The 16,657-nt window shown below is 72.0% G+C and carries 18 protein-coding genes; 12 read left to right on the top strand and 6 right to left on the bottom strand.

The window, feature by feature from the left end; all coding sequences use genetic code 11:
* Positions 1-4 precede the first annotated feature (4 nt).
* From ACFQUZ_RS28970 to ACFQUZ_RS28940, 7 genes are all read left to right on the top strand, one after another.
* Complete coding sequence (locus ACFQUZ_RS28970) at positions 5-1,264, top strand: methyltransferase domain-containing protein (protein WP_377447871.1); 1,260 nt, start codon at positions 5-7, stop codon at positions 1,262-1,264.
* Positions 1,261-2,217: a glycosyltransferase family 2 protein gene (locus ACFQUZ_RS28965; protein WP_377447869.1), complete on the top strand. Its 957-nt coding sequence runs from the start codon at positions 1,261-1,263 to the stop codon at positions 2,215-2,217. Before ACFQUZ_RS28970 ends, ACFQUZ_RS28965 begins: the two co-directional genes overlap by 4 nt.
* 45 nt (positions 2,218-2,262) lie before the next feature.
* Positions 2,263-3,117 (top strand): M23 family metallopeptidase, encoded by an 855-nt coding sequence (locus ACFQUZ_RS28960; RefSeq protein ID WP_377447867.1) that lies wholly within the window; start codon positions 2,263-2,265, stop codon positions 3,115-3,117.
* 95 nt (positions 3,118-3,212) lie between these two features.
* Complete coding sequence (locus tag ACFQUZ_RS28955) at positions 3,213-4,244, top strand: sodium:calcium antiporter (RefSeq protein WP_377447865.1); 1,032 nt, start codon at positions 3,213-3,215, stop codon at positions 4,242-4,244.
* Positions 4,245-4,398: 154 nt separating this feature from the next.
* Positions 4,399-4,728: an ArsR/SmtB family transcription factor gene (locus ACFQUZ_RS28950; RefSeq protein ID WP_377447863.1), complete on the top strand. Its 330-nt coding sequence runs from the start codon at positions 4,399-4,401 to the stop codon at positions 4,726-4,728.
* Positions 4,728-5,048 carry a hypothetical protein gene (locus ACFQUZ_RS28945; protein WP_377447861.1) on the top strand — a complete coding sequence of 107 codons (321 nt, stop codon included), beginning with the start codon at positions 4,728-4,730 and terminating at the stop codon, positions 5,046-5,048. Before ACFQUZ_RS28950 ends, ACFQUZ_RS28945 begins: the two co-directional genes overlap by 1 nt.
* A gap of 26 nt (positions 5,049-5,074) precedes the next feature.
* A complete protein-coding gene (locus ACFQUZ_RS28940) occupies positions 5,075-6,790 on the top strand; it encodes a serine hydrolase domain-containing protein (RefSeq protein WP_377447859.1) in 1,716 nt (571 codons plus the stop codon).
* Here ACFQUZ_RS28940 and ACFQUZ_RS28935 read toward each other — a convergent pair.
* Positions 6,766-7,782: a phosphotransferase gene (locus ACFQUZ_RS28935; protein WP_377447857.1), complete on the bottom strand. Its 1,017-nt coding sequence runs from the start codon at positions 7,780-7,782 to the stop codon at positions 6,766-6,768. The genes ACFQUZ_RS28940 and ACFQUZ_RS28935 overlap by 25 nt on opposite strands.
* 37 nt (positions 7,783-7,819) lie before the next feature.
* A complete protein-coding gene (locus tag ACFQUZ_RS28930; RefSeq protein ID WP_377447855.1) occupies positions 7,820-8,521 on the bottom strand; it encodes a TetR/AcrR family transcriptional regulator in 702 nt (233 codons plus the stop codon).
* A gap of 76 nt (positions 8,522-8,597) precedes the next feature.
* Here ACFQUZ_RS28930 and ACFQUZ_RS28925 point away from each other — a divergent pair, with 76 nt between their 5' ends.
* On the top strand, positions 8,598-9,227 hold the full coding sequence (locus ACFQUZ_RS28925) for a hypothetical protein (protein ID WP_377447853.1): 630 nt from the start codon (positions 8,598-8,600) through the stop codon (positions 9,225-9,227).
* Positions 9,228-9,239: 12 nt separating this feature from the next.
* Here the strand turns inward: ACFQUZ_RS28925 and ACFQUZ_RS28920 are convergent, their stop codons facing one another.
* Positions 9,240-10,526 (bottom strand): sensor histidine kinase, encoded by a 1,287-nt coding sequence (locus ACFQUZ_RS28920; protein ID WP_377447851.1) that lies wholly within the window; start codon positions 10,524-10,526, stop codon positions 9,240-9,242.
* Positions 10,523-11,179: a response regulator transcription factor gene (locus tag ACFQUZ_RS28915; protein ID WP_377447849.1), complete on the bottom strand. Its 657-nt coding sequence runs from the start codon at positions 11,177-11,179 to the stop codon at positions 10,523-10,525. The genes ACFQUZ_RS28920 and ACFQUZ_RS28915 overlap by 4 nt, the downstream gene beginning before the upstream one ends.
* A 222-nt stretch (positions 11,180-11,401) precedes the next feature.
* Between ACFQUZ_RS28915 and ACFQUZ_RS28910 the strand changes: the two genes are divergently transcribed.
* The 4 genes from ACFQUZ_RS28910 (at position 11,402) to ACFQUZ_RS28895 (ending at position 15,153) form a co-directional block, all read left to right on the top strand.
* Positions 11,402-11,974 carry a hypothetical protein gene (locus ACFQUZ_RS28910; protein ID WP_377447847.1) on the top strand — a complete coding sequence of 191 codons (573 nt, stop codon included), beginning with the start codon at positions 11,402-11,404 and terminating at the stop codon, positions 11,972-11,974.
* 89 nt (positions 11,975-12,063) lie between these two features.
* A complete protein-coding gene (locus ACFQUZ_RS28905; RefSeq protein ID WP_377447906.1) occupies positions 12,064-13,119 on the top strand; it encodes a peptidoglycan-binding protein in 1,056 nt (351 codons plus the stop codon).
* Between the two features lie 76 nt (positions 13,120-13,195).
* Positions 13,196-13,906 (top strand): ABC transporter ATP-binding protein, encoded by a 711-nt coding sequence (locus tag ACFQUZ_RS28900; protein ID WP_377447904.1) that lies wholly within the window; start codon positions 13,196-13,198, stop codon positions 13,904-13,906.
* Entirely contained in the window at positions 13,906-15,153 is a 1,248-nt protein-coding gene (locus ACFQUZ_RS28895; protein WP_377447846.1) for an ABC transporter permease, read from the top strand. The genes ACFQUZ_RS28900 and ACFQUZ_RS28895 overlap by 1 nt, the downstream gene beginning before the upstream one ends.
* A 141-nt stretch (positions 15,154-15,294) precedes the next feature.
* On the opposite strand, the gene ACFQUZ_RS28890 is transcribed toward ACFQUZ_RS28895, so the two are convergent.
* Both ACFQUZ_RS28890 and ACFQUZ_RS28885 read right to left on the bottom strand, forming a co-directional pair.
* Positions 15,295-16,095: an SAM-dependent methyltransferase gene (locus tag ACFQUZ_RS28890; protein ID WP_377447844.1), complete on the bottom strand. Its 801-nt coding sequence runs from the start codon at positions 16,093-16,095 to the stop codon at positions 15,295-15,297.
* A 114-nt stretch (positions 16,096-16,209) separates the two neighbouring features.
* On the bottom strand, positions 16,210-16,584 hold the full coding sequence (locus tag ACFQUZ_RS28885; protein ID WP_377447843.1) for a winged helix-turn-helix transcriptional regulator: 375 nt from the start codon (positions 16,582-16,584) through the stop codon (positions 16,210-16,212).
* Positions 16,585-16,657: the final 73 nt, after the last annotated feature.

Below are 16,657 nucleotides of genomic sequence, written 5' to 3'. Positions count from 1 at the left end.
GTCCATGCGTTGTCCCGCCTGCGATTCACCGGATCTCGCCCCCGTCGCCGATCTCGGCCCGGTCCCCGCGTTGTGTGGGGTGACCTGGGCACGCCGCGACGAGGCGGTCTCCTCCCCGGCCGGTCCGATGGTGCTGCGGCACTGTCCGGCGTGCGCGCACGTCGTCAACGTCGCCTTCCGGCCGGGTCTGCTCGAATACGACGGGACCTACGACAACAACCTGCATCATTCGCCGACCTTCCGGGAGTACGTCCGAGGCCTCGCGCGACGGTTGGACGCCGACCACCGGCTCGCCGGGCGTACGGTGCTCGAACTCGGCTGCGGCAAGGGTGACTTCCTGCGGGAACTCGCCGCCGTCTCCGGATGCCGCGGAGTCGGCTACGACGCCAGCTTCGAGGGCGACGTCGGGGCGGACGACGACCTGACGTTCGTCCGCGGGTTCCTCCCGCTGGACGGGACCCACCCCACCGACCTGGCACCCGACTTCCTGGTCACCCGGCACGTGCTCGAACACCTCGAAGACCCGTACGCCTTCCTGGTGGGGTTGCGTGGACTGGCCGACGACCGGCCGGTGCGGGGCTACTTCGAGGTGCCCAACGCCAGCTACGACTTCGCCACGGCGGGCTGGGACTGCATCTATCCGCACGTGTCCTATTTCAACGCCGAGTCGCTGCGGCGGATGGTCGAGCGGGCCGGGTTCCAGGTGACCCGCGTGTCGACAAGCTTCTCCGACATCTTTCTGTCCGTCGAGGTGGCCGCCAACCCGTCCGAGCCGGTGGGGACGGTCGCCGTCGACGCCGGGGTGGTCCGGCGGCAACTGGCCAAGCTCGGCGACTTCGCCGTCCGGTACGCGGAGACGGTGTCGACCTGGCGGTCGACGATCGCGCGGCTGTCGGCGGAGGGCGCGAACCCGGTGCTGTGGGGGGCGGGGGCCCGCGGCGTGGCGTTCCTGTCCGCCGTCGACGGGCCGACCGCCGGCTCAGCCGTCGATGGGCAAGCCGTCAACCGGTCGGGCGCCGGCTCAGGCGTCGACAGGCCGGGCGTCACACCGCGCGTCGATCACGCCCGGCTGTCCGGCGTGATCGACCTGAACCCCAACAAGTGGGGGCGGTACCTGCCTGTGACGGGACACCGGATCAGCGCTCCCGACGAGATCGTCGCGATGAAGTGCAGGTGCGTGATCATCACGAATCCGGCGTACCGCGACGAGATCGGGGAGCGGCTGCGCCGGATGGGTGTCGACGCCGACATCCTCGTGGCGTGACGGGAGGGCTGGCGATGACGACGCGCAACTCCGCGCCGCGGGTCTCGATCGGGCTTCCGGTCTACAACGCCGAGCGCTACCTCGCCGACGCCTTCGAGGCGCTGTTGGCGCAGGACTATCGCGACCTGGAGATCATCGTGTGTGACAACCGGTCGACGGACGGGACCTGGGCGATCTGCCGGTCCTTCGCCGAGCGCGACGGCCGGGTGTGCCTGCACCGCAACGAGGAGAACCGCGGCGCGGCCTACAACTACAACCGGGTCGTCGAGTTGGCGCGCGGCGAACTCTTCCGCTGGGCGGCGTACGACGACCTGTGCGCGCCGACCCTCGTCAGCCGGTGCGTCGAAGCGCTCGACGCCAGCGCCGGCCGCGCCGTCCTGACGTACCCGAAGACGATCCTCATCGACGGGGCCGGCGCGGAGGTCGGGCCCTATTCCGACCGCCTCGACCTGCGCGACGCGCTGGCCTGGTGGCGCGTCGGCCGGGTCGCCGGGCGGTTCAACCTCTGCAACGCGCTGTTCGGTGTGCTGCCGATCGCTCGGCTGCGGCGTACCGGCCTCATCCGGCCGTACCCGTCGTCCGATGTCACGCTGCTCGCCGAACTGGCGGCGCTCGGCGAGTTCCACGAGGTGCCCGAGGCGCTCTTCTACCGTCGCATCCACGAGCAGTCGAGCCGCCAGGGCACCGACTCCGAACGCGGCTCCCTGGCGGGTGTGGCGGCGTGGTTCGACCCGCGACGCACCGGCCCCGTGCGCGCGCCGCGCCTCCAACTCACCGCGCGGACGGCCACCGCGCTGCTCGGCAACGGCAGCCACCTGCCCGCGGTGACGCGGGTGGCCTGCGCTACCAGCTTCGCCACCTCGTTCGGCATTCGCCGGGTCCGCGTGCTCGCCGGACAGGCCCGCCGCAACCTTCGCCGATCGCGTCGGGCGGACGGCGCGGACCGGGCCTGACCAGCCAGGTTGCCGTCTGATACGTAATTACGTAACCTCGTAGTCATGGTGTTGTTGAGGCGCATGGCGTACCGGCTGACCCTCGGCGGGGTGGTGGTCCTCGCCGCCGTGATCCTGCTGGACTGGCTCGGGCCCGACGGGCTGGACGGACCGCTCCTCGGCGTGCTCCGGCTCGCCGCTCCGGTCGCCATCCTGCTCGGGGTCGCGCTCAACTTCCTGCCCGGCGGCGACGTGACCGGCCCCGCCCGGGCGGTCCATCCTCCGGTGACCGGCCGGTGGATGGCCCTCAACAGCCCGGCCACCAAGGTGCCGAGCCACGGCACCCGCGCCTACGGGCAGACGTACGCGATCGACCTGGTGTACGCTCCCGCGGACCGGGACCGGCCGATCTTCGGCACCGGGCCGGGCATGCGGCCGGCCACCGACTACCCGGCGTTCGGTGAGCCGGTGCTGGCGATGGTGTCCGGGACGGTGGTGCGGGTCCGCGACGGCGCCCGCGACCACCGCAGCCGCAGCCGGATGTGGTCGCTGCTCTACCTGTTGATCGAGGGTTCGTTGCGCGAGTTCGGCGGCGCCGGCCGGGTGATCGGCAACCACGTGGTCATCGACGCGGGCGACGGCTGCTTTGCCCTGGTGGCCCACCTCCAACGGGGGTCGACGATGGTCCGGGAGGGCGACCGGGTGCAGGCCGGTCAGCCGATCGGCCGGTGCGGTAACTCCGGCAACACCACCGAGCCGCATGTGCACGCGCAGTTGATGGACCGCGCCAGTGCCTCGACCGCCCGCGGGCTGCCGATGTCGTTCGCTGACATCAGCATCGACGACGGACCGGCGGAGACCGGCCTGCCGGCGAACCAGCGGCACCTGACCGCGCTACCCGCCGTCGACCGGCCGAGCTGACGGGAGGGGCCCGTCGTCACGGGCCCTCCCGGTTCGCCGCTCGGCCGGGGCATCAGCGCCCGCTTTACGGGAATCCCGGCCCGATGTGGGAGGCCGTGACTGCCCTGCCCTGGCCGTTGCCCGGGAGCATCGCGGTGTTCCTGTGCGCGGGGGTGGTCACCGTGGTCGGCAGCGTCCGGCTGGTCGCGCTCGGCGACACGCTGGCCGATCGGACGGGCTGGGGCGAGGCGTTCTTCGGGGCGGTCTTCTTCGGCCTCGCCACGTCACTGTCCGGCATCGTGATGACGGCCGTCACCGCCGCCACCAGCCAGCCTCAGCTTGGTTACAGCAACGCGGTGGGCGGCATCGCCGCGCAGACCACCGCCGTGGCGGTCGCCGACGCGTTCCATCGCCGGGTCAACCTGGAACACGCCGCCGCGTCGCTGTCCAACGTGCTGTTCGGCTGCCTGCTCATCGCGCTTCTCGCGCTGGCCCTGCTGGGTTCGTTCGCGCCGGACGGCGTGCTCGGCGGCCTGCACCCCGTTTCGTACCTGATGATCGGCTGCTATCTCGGCGGCCTGCACCTGGTGCGCCGGGCCGGCACCCGGCCGCTCTGGCGAGCGGTGGCGACCGCCGAGACCCTGCCCGACGTCCCGAATGAGCACGGGCCGCTCGACCGGCACGGACAGGCATGGCTGTGGAGCCGGTTCGCGGCGGTCGGCCTGCTCGTCGCCGCCGGCGGCTGGCTCATCGCGCTGGCCGCCGAAAGCCTCCTCACGGTCACCGGGCTGACCGCCGGCTTCGTCGGGGCGGTCCTGATGGGGGCGGTCAACGCGTTGCCGGAAACTGTGGCGGCCGTGGCGGCGGTCCGGCGCGGCGCCGCCACCCTTGCCGTGGCCGCCGTGCTCGGCGGAAACAGCCTGGACGCGCTCAACCTGGTGGTCGGCGATGTGGCGTACCGGGGCGGTTCGATCTTCCACGCCGCCGGGCCGCAGCAGCTCTTCGTCACCGCGACCGCGCTGTTCATGACCACGGTGCTGGTCGGCGGCCTGCTGGTCCGGCAGGTGGCGGGCTGGGGCCGGCTGGGGTTCGAGGGCGTCATCCTCTTCGGCAGTTACGTCGTGATGCTGATCGTGCTGGCCACCTGACCGGCCGATACCGCTGCCGTCAAAGGCCACCACCCAGGCGTCGGGACCTCCGCGAGATCCACTCGGCTGGCCTGCGGTTGACGACCCGAGCCGGTGTCAGTATCTTCTGACAGGGGGGTGTCAGAAGATACTGACACCGAAGAGGGGCGGGGGCATGGACGGGACGGCGCCGACCGGCGACGAGCTGCTCAGGGTGCTCGCCGCACTGGCCAGCCCGCACCGGCTGCGCATCGTCGCCGCGCTGGCCGAGGGGCGGGCGTACGTCAGCGAGTTGGCCCGGCGGTTGGAGATGAACCGGCCGCTGCTCTACATGCACCTGCAGAAGCTGGAGGCGGCCGGGCTGGTCAGCGGCACCTTGGAGACGGCCCCGGACGGCAGCTCCGTCAAGTGGTTCGAGATCACCCCGTTCGCGGTGGAGCTGACCCCCCGCGCGGTCGCCGCGGCCGTGTCGACCCTCGACGTATCCAGGAAGGACGAGAAGTGATGACCACAGCCGCCGATGGAACGGGCACCACGACGGTCGCGATGATCACCTGGACGGTGATGATCGTCGCCCTGGTGGCGTTGGTGCTGTTCGTGATGCTCGGCTTCTACCGGGCCCGCTACTCCGCCGACCGAGAGGCGCGGTACCGCGCGCTGGCCGAGGAGGTGGGCGCCGCGCAGACGCGCACCGCCGAGAGTGCCCTCGTCACCGCCGACGAACTGATCGCGCTGCGCACCGAGTTGCAGGCCAACCGGGCGGAACTCGCTCAGGTGACGAAGCGCCTGACCGAGCTGGAACGGCTGCTCAGCCAGATCGGCTGAGCGGACCACAAGGGGGGACACGTCAGATGCACCGCTTGACCCGATCCGGAGCGGCCCTCGCGGCCGTCACCGCGATCCTGCTGACCGCCGCGCCGGCCGCCGCCGGCACGCCGCCGTCGCGGGCACCGTCGCAGGCCGCCCCGGCCGCCGCCGGCGGGCCGCGCTCGCATGCCGCGCCGGCCGTCGGTGCACCCGACACCGCCGACCTTCCGGCGTACCTGCGGGACCGCCAGGCGCGCGACAACATTCCGGGACTCGCGGTGGCCGTGGTGCACGGCGACCAGGTCATCCGCTCGTACGCCGAGGGGGAGACCGGTGACGGCGAGGCCGTCACCGCGACGACCCCGTTCCTGATCGGCTCGGTCAGCAAGCCGATCACCGCCACCGCTGTGCTGGGCCTGGTCGAGGACGGGCTGATCGGCCTGGACGACCCGGTGCGCCGGCACCTGCCCGACTTCCGGACGACCGACGAGCCGGCAAGCGACCGGGTCACCGTTCGTCACCTGCTCACCCACACCAGCGGGTTGCCCGACGTCGCCGGCACGAGACACACCGACCGGTTCGACAACGAGCCTGGCGGCCTGGACCGGGCGCTACAGAGCCTGGCCGAGGTGCGGCCCATCGCCGCACCGGGCGAGGCCCACGAATACAGCAGCGGAAACTACATCGTGCTCGGCGCGCTTGTCGAGGCGGTGACCGGCCGGACCTTCGCCGAGCAGCTCCGGCGTACCGTGGTCGAGCCCCTGGACATGCGGCACACCGCCACGACCGCGGCGGAGGCCGAGCGGGTCGGGGTGCCGGCCGGGCACCGGACCTACCTGGGCCGGCCGCAGCGGTTCGACTCGCCGTACGACACGTCGGGTGTCCCGTACGGATACGTCGCCGCCAGCGTCACCGACCTGAGCCACTTCGCGACCGCCCAGCTCAACGGAGGCCGGTACGGGACGAGTCAGCTCGTCGAGCCGGAGACGGTGGAGCGGATGCACCGCGGGACGGCCGCCATCTCCTCGGGCGGCGCCTACGGGCTGGGCTGGCGGGACACCACGCTCGACCAGACCGGAGCGCGGATCGTCTGGCACGGCGGTGCCCTTCCCGGTTACTTCGCCCACCTGCTGGTCGTGCCCGACGCCGACCTGGCGGTGGTCGTCCTGGCCAACCGCTACTCCCTCGCCGACGACGGACCGCTGACCTCCATCGGCTTCGACGTCGTCCGGATGCTGACCGGCGGCAGCGCCGAACCGGCCGCCGCCGACCCGATGCTGACCTGGCTGGCGCCCGCGTTGCTGGCCGTCGCCGGCGTGCTCGCGTTGGCCCTGATCGGCACGGTGGTTCGCGGCGTCCGCCGGCTACGCGCCGGGCCGCGCGGTGCCGTCACGACGGGCCGGTCCGGGCGCCGCGCGGTCATCGCCACCGCGGGCTGGGTCCTCGGGTACGGGTTGCTCGCCGGGGCGGTGAGCTGGGGCCTACCCAGCCTGTTCGGCGGCCGTGGGTTGGACTTCTTCGCGTTCTGGATGCCGGACGTCCGGCACGCCGTGATCGCCGTTGTCGCGCTGGCCGTGTCGAACGCGCTCGTCCGCGTCGGTCTCACCGTCGCCACGGTCCGCGCGGGCCGCGCCACGGTTTCCGGGCGGGCGGGCTCCACGCCGGATGCCGCATCCCGGCGGGTTGGGGGCGCTCCGACCGCATCCCGAGTCGACCACGAAGGCGCGCGCCAGGATCAGTCCGAGCCGGTCTCCAGATAGCCGGTCAGGTAGCCGAAGGACGCGGTGATGTCCTCGCCCCGGCCGTGCGGTCGGCGCAACTCGTCGACATAGGCCGCGATGTCGGCCAGCTTCCACCACAGTGCGTAGAGATCGAGCCCGGCCGGGGTGAGGAGGCGGCCGGTGTCCCGGTGGTACCGGGCGAGCGTCTCGTCGGTGTCGCCGGCCGGCTCCTCGCCCACAAGGCGCGCGAACGCGTCCGTGCACATCCACAGGTCCCGCTCCGCGGGCGCGATCAGCACCGTTTCCCAGTCGATCAGCCGCACCCCGGCCGAGGTTCGCAGGAGGTTGCCGGGGTGCGGCTCGCCGTGTGTGACCACCCAGTCCGCCGCGCCGGCGCGTACCTGCTCGACCAGCCGGTCGAAGTCGGCGAGCAACCGCTCCACGTGCCCGCCGTGCACGGCGAGCAACGCGCGGGTCGGCTCGGCGTACGGCCCGCCGGTCCACTCCTGGTCAAGGCCCCGCAGCGCCTCGTCGAGGCGGTCCCGCCCCGGCAGCGTCAGGTCGGCGCGCGGCGCGGTCTCCGCCACGATCGGGGTGGCCCGGTGCAGTTCGGCCAGCAGGTCCACCACCTCGGCCCGGTCATCGGGCCGGTGCGGCCCGAACTGCCCGGTGGAACCGTCGAGCAGCGGAAAGACCGAGAGGGCGTACCGCGACGAGAGCCGCGACACCGTCGCGCCGGCCCGGGTCCGCACCGGCGCGACGACGAAGTCGAGTCCGGCGTCCTCGCGCAACGCCAGCGTGGTGCCGAAAGCTCGGGCGAGTCGGTCGAAGGTCTCGTCCCGGGCTGCCTCACGGACGCCGAGATCGTCGACCTTGACGAACCAGGGCCGTCCGCCCGGTTCGACCGCCCGCCAGTGGTAGCTGCCGAAGCCGACCGGCAGGTACGCGACCGACCGGGTCTCGATCGCCCATCCCTCGGCCAGCGCCGCCGTCAGTTCGACGTCGGTGAGCTTCGCCGGTCTGTCCCGCATGGGCCGTGATTCTGCCGTAGCCGGTTCCCGGTCACGATTATTTTTCGGCGGGGCCGAGCACCAGGTCGAGCTGGGCGTCGAGCGCGGCGAGCGCGGCGTCGGGGGTGCAATGGTCACCGAGCAGATACAGGCTGAGGCCCTCGACGGCGGACATCAGGGCGATCGCGGCCGTGCCTGGATCGGCTCCGTGCGGCCGTCCGCCCGCTGGTCCCGGGCCGCCGGTCGGTGTGCCCTTCGTCGGTCCTGGCCCGTCCGTCGGTCCTGGCCCGGCCGGTGGTTGTGCCTCGGCCGCCCACGCCGCGCCGATCAGGCCGGCGATGAAGCCGAACATCGCCTGGTTGTCCTCGCGCAGCGGCGCCGCTGCGTCGGGGCGGACAGCCGTATAGGCGAGGAAGGCCAGGGTCACCCGCCCGTCCGCCCGGCTCTGCTCGTCCACCGGCAGCATCTGGGTGAACATCGTCCGGAGCAGGGTCCGGGGTGCCGGCTCCGGGCCGAGGCGGTCGAGGGCGGCGCTCATCCGGGCGCCGTAGCGCTCCCGCATGGCGTCGAGCACGAAGGACATCATCTGGTCCTTGGTACGGAAGTAGTGCTGCACCATCCCGGCGGTGACGCCGGCCTCGGCGGCCACGTGACGCAGGCTCACCGCCTCCAGGCCCTGCCGCGCCGCGACCCGCATGAGCGCGTCGGCGATCGCGGTACGCCGCTGCTGATGGTCGACCCGCTTCGGCATGACTCCCATGTTTTCACATTGCAGTCGCATTGACACGTGCCCACCGGCCCTTTACATTACAGTCGCAATGTGAAGGAGGTGGCGGGTGACGCTTGTCAGGCGTGTGATCGCGTACGAGTTGGGCATGTGGCGCAGCCTGTTCCGGTGGGTCCTGCGCCGACCGGCGGCGGAGCCCGGCGCCGAGACCTTCTCCTACACGGGTGTGGTGGCGCCGATGCTGTGGGCCTTCATCGTGCTGTCCACCGTGGAGATCCCCATCCTCGATCTGATCCTCAAGCACACCCTGGGCTGGCCGTCACTGCGGAAGGTCGCGGCCGCCCTCGGGGCGTACGGGGTGCTCTGGATGCTCGGACTGTGGGCCAGCATGAAGGTGCACCCGCACGTCGTCGGCGACACCGGAATTCGGATCCGCGGCGGGGTCACAGTCGACCTGACCCTCGACTGGGAGGCGGTCACCGACGTACGGCACCGCTACCGCTCGCTGCCGTCGAGCCGTACGGTCCAGATCGAGCACGAGGACGGACGGGCCATCCTGAGCGTGGGCGCCGGCGGTCAGACCAGCGTGGACGTGGTTCTGCGGGAACCGACAGTCATCCCGCTGCCCAAGGGGCCCAGCGAGCCGGTCACCGAGGTGCGGTGCTACGCCGACGACCCGCACGCCTTCCTCGCCGCCGCCCACGCCAGGAAGGGCCCCCTGCTGTCGCCTCCGGTGTAGGTGGGGCGGGGATCACGGCGCGGCTGGCGGGGACCATGGCGCGGTCGGCGGGAACCACTGCGGCGAACCGGGCACCGGGGCCAGTGGAAGGCTGACGGTGACGATCAGTCCACCGCCGGCCCGCGGGTGGGCAGTGACGGATCCGCCGTGCGCCCGGGCAACCGCCCGCACGATCGACAACCCCAACCCGAAGCCGCGCCCGGTGGTGCCACCGGACGAACTCGGCCCGGACGAACTGACCCCGGCCGGTCCGCCCCGGCCGGCCACCCGATCCTGCCGCAGCCGGCGGAACGGCTGGAAGATCGCCTCCACCTCGTACCCGGGAACTGTCGGGCCGGTGTTGATCACCACCAGGGTGGCCCGGTCTTGCCGTATCCCGGTCCAGACCGAGAGCCAGCCGCCCTCCGAGACGTTGTGCCGGACAGCATTCTCCAGCAGGTTCTGCACCAGCCGCTCCAGCAACAGCGGATCACCCACCGTCGGTGCGGCTGCCAGTTCCCGGCGTACCGACAGCCCGGTACCGGCGACGGCCTGGTCGGAGACGTGACCGGCCACGTCAGCCAGGTCCACCAGACTGCGGTCGGCTACCTGGTTCTCTGAGTCGGCCAGCGTGAGCAGGCCGTCGATCAATCGCTCGTGCCGCTCGTTGACGGTGAGCAGCGCCTCGCCGAGCCGCCGCACCTCCGCCGGGGCGTCCGGGCGGGTGATCGCCAGTTCGACAAGCGACCGGTTGATCGCCAGCGGCGTACGTAGCTCGTGCGAGGCGTTGGCCACGAACCGGCGTTGGCCGTCGAAGGACCGGTCCAGCCGTTCCAGCATCACGTCGAACGTGTCCGCGAGTTCCTTCACCTCGTCACCGGGGCCCCGCAGCGCGATCCGCTCGTGCAGGCCGGCGCCGGCGTTGTCCGCCGCCGCGATGCGTCGGGCTGTCCCGGTGATCTGGTGCAGCGGCTGCAACGCCCGGCCGGCGATCAGCCAGCCGAACGCGATCGCCACGATGGAGACCAGGGCCAGCGCGATGCCTCCCTGGGTGAGCAGCGACTCCAGCGCGTTGCGGCGGGCGTCGTCCTGCACCTTGATGACGAACTCGCGCACCGCCTCCGGGTTCTGCTCGGCCAACCGTCGGATCTGGATCCGGCCGAGGCTGGGGTCCGGATTGCTGCTGTGCGGCAGCCCGAGGACCCGGGGCATTCGCTGATCCACCAGGACGTAGGTGATGCCGAGCAGGAACATTCCGGCGAGGAGGAAGAGGCCGCCGTAGACGAGGGTCAGCCGGGCCCGGATGGTCAGTCGTTTCACCGGATCTGATACCCCACTCCCGGTACGGTCTCGATCACCTGCGGGTCGCCGAGCTTCCGGCGCAGCTTCATCACCGTCACCCGCACGACGTTCGTGAACGGGTCGATGTTCTCGTCCCAGGCCCGTTCCAACAGTTCCTCGGCCGAGACGACGGAGCCGTCGGCGCGCATCAGCTCGAAAAGTACGGCGAACTCCTTGCGGGACAGCGCCACGAACCGACCGTCCCGGGTGACCTCCCGCCGCCCGGGGTCGACCACGATACCGCCGCGGGCCAGCTCCGGCGGGGTCGCCGGCCGGGCCCGCCGGCCCAGCGCGTGCACCCGGGCGGAGAGCTCGGCCAGTGCGAACGGTTTGGTCAGGTAGTCGTCGGCGCCGAGGGAGAGCCCGGCCACCCGTTCCCGGATCGCGGCGGCGGCGGTCAGCATCAGCACCCGGGTCTGCCCGCCGCCGTCGACGATCGCCCGGCAGACGTCGTCGCCGGGTACCACCGGCAGGTCGCGGTCCAGCACCACGATGTCGTACTCGTTGACGCCCAGCCGTTCCAGCGCCATGTCCCCGTCGTACGCCACGTCCACCGCGAACGCCTCCCGGCGCAGCCATTCCGCGATGGCGTCAGCCAGCAGGCTCTCGTCCTCGACCACCAACACTCGCACCGGTCCATCCTGACTCGGGCTCGGATAACGGCGCCGTTAACGCCCGCACCGGATTCGTCGATGCCCGCGCGGCCGTCGATGACCGTGCCGTTGCGGGCGAACGGTTACGCCCCGGATACCGGCCACGCGGTCGACTTGTCCGTGCCGGGTGGCGTGTGCCGCCCGCCCACCGGCTGTCTCGTGCCATCCCCGGGACAGAAGACATGGAATGGAGCGACGACCATGCGTAGACGTCTGGCGGGCGCGCTGCTCGCCATCCCCTTGGCGCTCACCGTCGGCCTGGCCGGTTGCGGCGGGGATGACGGGGGCGACGGGATCGCCACCGCCGGCAACGGCGGCAACGGCGGCGCGGCTGCCTCCCCTTCCGCCTCGGCCAGCGGCGGGCCGGTCGACGCCGAGGAACGGCGCCTCCAGTTCGCCCGGTGCATGCGGGAGAACGGGGTCGAGATGCCGGACCCAGGCCCGGACAACGAGGGCGGGCGGCTGTTGCGGTTCGGTGCGGGGGTCGATCCGAAGAAGGTGGAGACGGCCATGGAACAGTGCCGCCAGTACCTGCCCAACGGCGGGGAGCGGCCCCAACTCAGTCCGGAGGAGCAGGAGAAACTGCGGGAGTACGCCAAGTGCATGCGGGACAACGGGGTGACCGGCTTCCCCGATCCGAGCGCCGACGGCGGCATCCGGATCGACCGGAACACACTGAAGATCAACCCGGACGACCCGACGTTCAAGGCCGCGCAGGAGAAGTGCCGCGACCTTCGACCGCAGTTCCGTCAGGGCGGCGGTGGTGGCCGGTGACCGCCACCGTGGAGAATTCGCCGACGGGTCCGCCCGGGAGCCCGTCGGCAGCCGGACGGCAGCGGCGCCGTCGCCGGCCACGGACCGGTGTGCTGGTCGGCACGGTCGCCGCCGTGGTGGCGGTCGGCGCGGGCGTCGCGGCGGCCGTCGGGTTCGGCGGGCGGGACCCGGGTACGGCCGCCGCCAGCAGCCGGCCCCCGGCGACCGCCACGGTGACCAGGCAGACCCTTGTCGACTCGGAGAGTGTCTCCGGCGAGTTGGGCTACGGCACGTCGCGGGCAGCCACCGCCCGAGGGCAGGGCGGGACGGTCACCTGGCTCGCCGGCACCGGCAGCGTGGTGAAGCGGGGCAAACCGCTCTACGCCATCGACACGGAGAAGGTGGTGCTGCTCTACGGCAGCCTGCCGGCGTACCGGACGCTCCGCTCCGGCGACGAGGGCACCGACGTCAAGCAGTTGGAGCAGAACCTCGCCGCGCTCGGCTACGACGGCTTCACCGTCGACGACGAGTACACCGACGCGACCGCCGACGCGGTGGAGCAGTGGCAGGAGGACCTGGGACTGGACCAGACCGGCCGGGTCGAGCCGGGCCAGATCGTGTACGCCGCCGGCGAGGTCCGGATCGAGGGGCACGAGGCGTCGGTCGGTGATCTGGTCCAGCCGGGCGGCTCGCTGCTCACCTACACCGGCATCGCCCGGCAGGTGGTGGTGGAGTTGGACGTGGACGACCAGCGGTTGGCGCGCAAGGGTGGCAAGGTCGACCTGAGCATGCCCGACGGGAAGGACGTCAAGGGCACGATCAGCCTGGTCGAGACCGTGGTGACCACCCCAACCGCGAACGGCGGGGCCGAGTCGGAGCCGGAGACCACCATCGAGGTGACGGTGACCGTGGACGACCCGAAGACGTTGGCGGGTTTCGACAAGGCCTCGGTCGATGTGGCGTTCACCGCCTCCGAGCGGGCCGACGTGCTGACCGTGCCGGTGGCCGCGCTGCTCGTCCTCGCCGAGGGCGGCTACGGCCTGGAGGTCGTGGAGGGCTCGGCCACCCGGATCATCGCGGTGCGGACGGGTCTCTTCGCCTCCGGCCGGGTGGAGGTCTCCGGCCCGGATGTCACCGAGGGCATGACGGTGGGGATCCCGAAATGACGGCCTTCCACCTGATCGCGGCGGGAGTTGCCACGTGATCGCCGCACCGTTCGGAGCGGGCGTCGAGGCGACGCCCGTGGTCGAGCTGTCCGGGGTCACCAAGACCTACTCCGGCGGGGTGACCGCGCTCGCCGGGGTCAGCCTCACCATCGGGTACGGCGAGCTGGTGGCGATCGTCGGCCCGTCCGGCTCGGGAAAGTCCACAATGCTGCACCTGATCGGCACCCTCGACCGGCCCTCGTCCGGGCGGGTCGGCATCGACGGGTACGAGGTGGCGATGCTGAACGACCGGGAGCTGTCGGCGTTGCGGGCGGCCCGGATCGGTTTCGTGTTCCAGCAGTTCCACCTGGCGGCTGGCGTGCCGGTGCTGGACAACGTCGCTGACGGGCTGCTCTACGCGGGCGTACCCCGAACTGATCGGCGCCGGCGGGCGGCGGCCGCGCTGGCCCGGGTCGGCCTGGACCATCGGCTGGACCACCGGCCGCATGAACTCTCCGGCGGGGAGCGGCAGCGGGTGGCGATCGCCCGGGCGGTGGCCGGCGAGCCGGCGCTGCTGCTGGCCGACGAGCCGACCGGCAACCTGGACACCGCCTCCGGGGCGGGGGTGATGAGCCTGCTGCGGGAACTGCACGCGTCGGGTACCACGGTGGTGGTGATCACCCATGATCTGGAGATCGCCGCCTCGCTGCCCAGGCAGGTGCGGATGCGCGACGGCCGGATCGTCGCGGACGACACCAGCACCACTGATGTCAGCTTCCCCCGCCCGACACTGGAGGTGAGCCGGTGATGGGCAGATCCCTCCGGTCCCGGACCGCCGCTGCTACCTCCGGCGGTCGGCCCCGGCTCGCACCGGCCCGGATGCGGCTGGCCGACGTGCTGCGGGTGGGCGGCGTCGGGCTGCGTACCCGGCCGTTGCGGGCGTTCCTCTCCGCGCTCGGCATCGCCATCGGCATCGCCGCGATGGTGGCGGTGGTCGGCATCTCGTCGTCGTCCCGGGCCGGGCTCGACCGCACCCTGGACGCGCTCGGCACCAACCTGCTCACGGTGTCGCCGGGGAACAACCTCTTCGGCGAGGCGGCCCAGTTGCCGGTGGAGTCGGTCGCGATGGTCGGTCGGATCGGGCCGGTGGAGCAGGTGTCGGCGACCGGGCTGGTGGACGGCGCGGCCGTGTACCGGTCGGACAAGATCCCGGAGGCGGAGACGGGTGGGCTGGCGACGCGGGCGGCGTACCTCGACCTGTTGGACACGGTCGGTGCGGAGGTGACAAGCGGCACCTGGCTGAACGCGGCCACCGCCCGCTACCCGGCGGTGGTGCTCGGCGAGACCGCCGCCCGGCGGCTGGGTCTCGGCGCCGCCGGTCCCCAGACCCAGGTGCTGATCGGTGGGCGCTGGTTCACGGTGATCGGCATCCTGGCGCCGGTGGCGCTTGCCCCGGAACTGGACACCTCCGCCCTGGTCGGCTGGGAGGCCGCGGCCACGTACCTGGACTTCGACGGGCATCCGACGACGGTCTACACCCGGTCGGCGGAGAAGTCCGTGGCGGCGGTCCAGGGGGTGCTGGGCGCGACGGCCAACCCGGAGTCACCGAACGAGGTGGAGGTGTCCCGGCCCTCCGACGCGCTCGCCGCGGCGCAGGCCACCGACGAGGCGTTCACCGGGCTGCTGCTCGGCCTGGGTGCGGTGGCGCTGCTGGTCGGCGGGGTCGGGGTGGCGAACACCATGGTGATCTCGGTGCTGGAACGGCGGCCGGAGATCGGGTTGCGCCGCTCGCTGGGCGCCACCCGGGGCCAGGTGCGCAACCAGTTCCTCGCCGAGTCGCTGCTGCTCTCCGCGTTGGGTGGGATAGGCGGGGTGGTCCTCGGCATCGCCGTCACGTCCGGGTACGCGTTCAGCCAGGAGTGGCCGACCGTGGTGCCCGCCTGGGCGATGGGCGGCGGGATCGGCGCCACGCTGGTGATCGGCGGGTTCGCGGGTCTCTACCCGGCGCTGCGGGCCGCCCGGCTGGCCCCGACCGAGGCGCTCAGCACCCCATGAGCCCGTTCCGTCCCGTCCTGGCAGGTCGCCGGTGCCAGCCGGCGTCCTCGCCAGGACGGCGAACGGCTGTCTCGCGGTCCGGTACGCCCGGATCGAACTGCGGCACACCGGGTCTGGGCTGCCCAACCCGCGCCTGACTGTCTATCGGACCTTCCGGCCCACGCCGCCGAAGGCGTCCACCGGGGTCGGCGCGCCGGCGTCCGGATCCGGTCGCCACAGCGGGCAGGAGACCACTCCCGGCTCGACCACGTCCAACCCGTCGAAGAAACGCGCGATCTGCTCGGGCGAGCGCAGATTGTACGGAACCGCCCCGCTGTCGTTGTATTCCTGCTGAGCCGCCTCGACGCCCTCACCGGCGACCACCTTGGTGCCGTCGTTGAGGGACAGGAAACTGCCGGCGGGCAGCGCGTCCAGCAGCCGCCGCACGATCGACCGGGCCTCGTCGTCATCGGCGACGTGACCGAGCACCCCGGACAGGATCAGGCCGACCGGCCGGTCGAAGTCGAGGGTCTTCGCCGCGGCCGACAGAATCTCCTCGGGATCGTGCAGGTCGGCGTGCAGGTAGTCGGTGTCGCCCTCGGTCGTGCCGACCAGCAGGGCGCGGGCGTGCGCCAGCACCAGCGGATCATTGTCCACATAGACCACCCGGCACTCGGGTGCTTCCCGCTGGGCGACCTCGTGGGTGTTGTCGGCCGTGGGCAGGCCGGTGCCGACATCGAGGAACTGCCGGATCCCGGCCTCCCTCGCCAGGTATCGCACGCTGCGGGTGAGGAACTGGCGGGATGCCCGCGCCACCAGCACCACGTCGGGAAAAACCTGGCGGTACTGGTCGCCCGCGGCCCGGTCGACGGCGAAGTTGTCCTTGCCGCCGAGCCAGTAGTTCCAGATTCGAGCCGAATGCGGGACGCTGGTATCGATATTCGACGGTATGCCGTCGGCCACGTTGCTCAGTCCTTCCGGGACAGTACGGCGGCCGCAGGCCTTGTCGGCAAAGGAATCCGGCCATCAGGGGCCGCCCAGTCTACGCCGTCCGGTGTCGCCGTACGGTCCGGCCGATCAACCCCGGACGGCACGTTCGGCATATGCCTGCCGGGCGCTGCGCAGGTCCGCCAGGTACCTCCGGTTCCACGCGCAGCCGGCGGCGATCGGTTCGAGCAGGGACCGGCCGAGCGCGGTCAACTCGTACTCCACCCGAGGCGGGATCTGCGCGTACTCGGTGCGGCTGAGGAGGCCGTCACGTTCCATGGCGCGCAGCGACTCGGTCAGCACCTTGGGCGTGATGCCGCGCAACGGGCGCTGGAGTTCGGAGAACCGGCGCGGCCCGTCGCGCAGGCAGTAGACGATCTTGACGGTCCACTTGTCGCCCACGCGAATCGGTGACGGGACGGTCTCACACTCCGTGAACATGTCGGGATCCAGCGGCTGCCGCATGCCCTAGACGGTACGGATTCACGGCCCGCCCGGCCAGGCCGGTGACCGCGCCGAGAACCGGTCGCCGCGCCGC

This window comes from Plantactinospora sp. GCM10030261 (assembly GCF_042666615.1).
Taxonomy (GTDB): domain Bacteria; phylum Actinomycetota; class Actinomycetes; order Mycobacteriales; family Micromonosporaceae; genus KBS50.
Note: the sequence above shows the minus strand (reverse complement) of the source record. Positions and strands in the feature narration are given on the sequence as shown.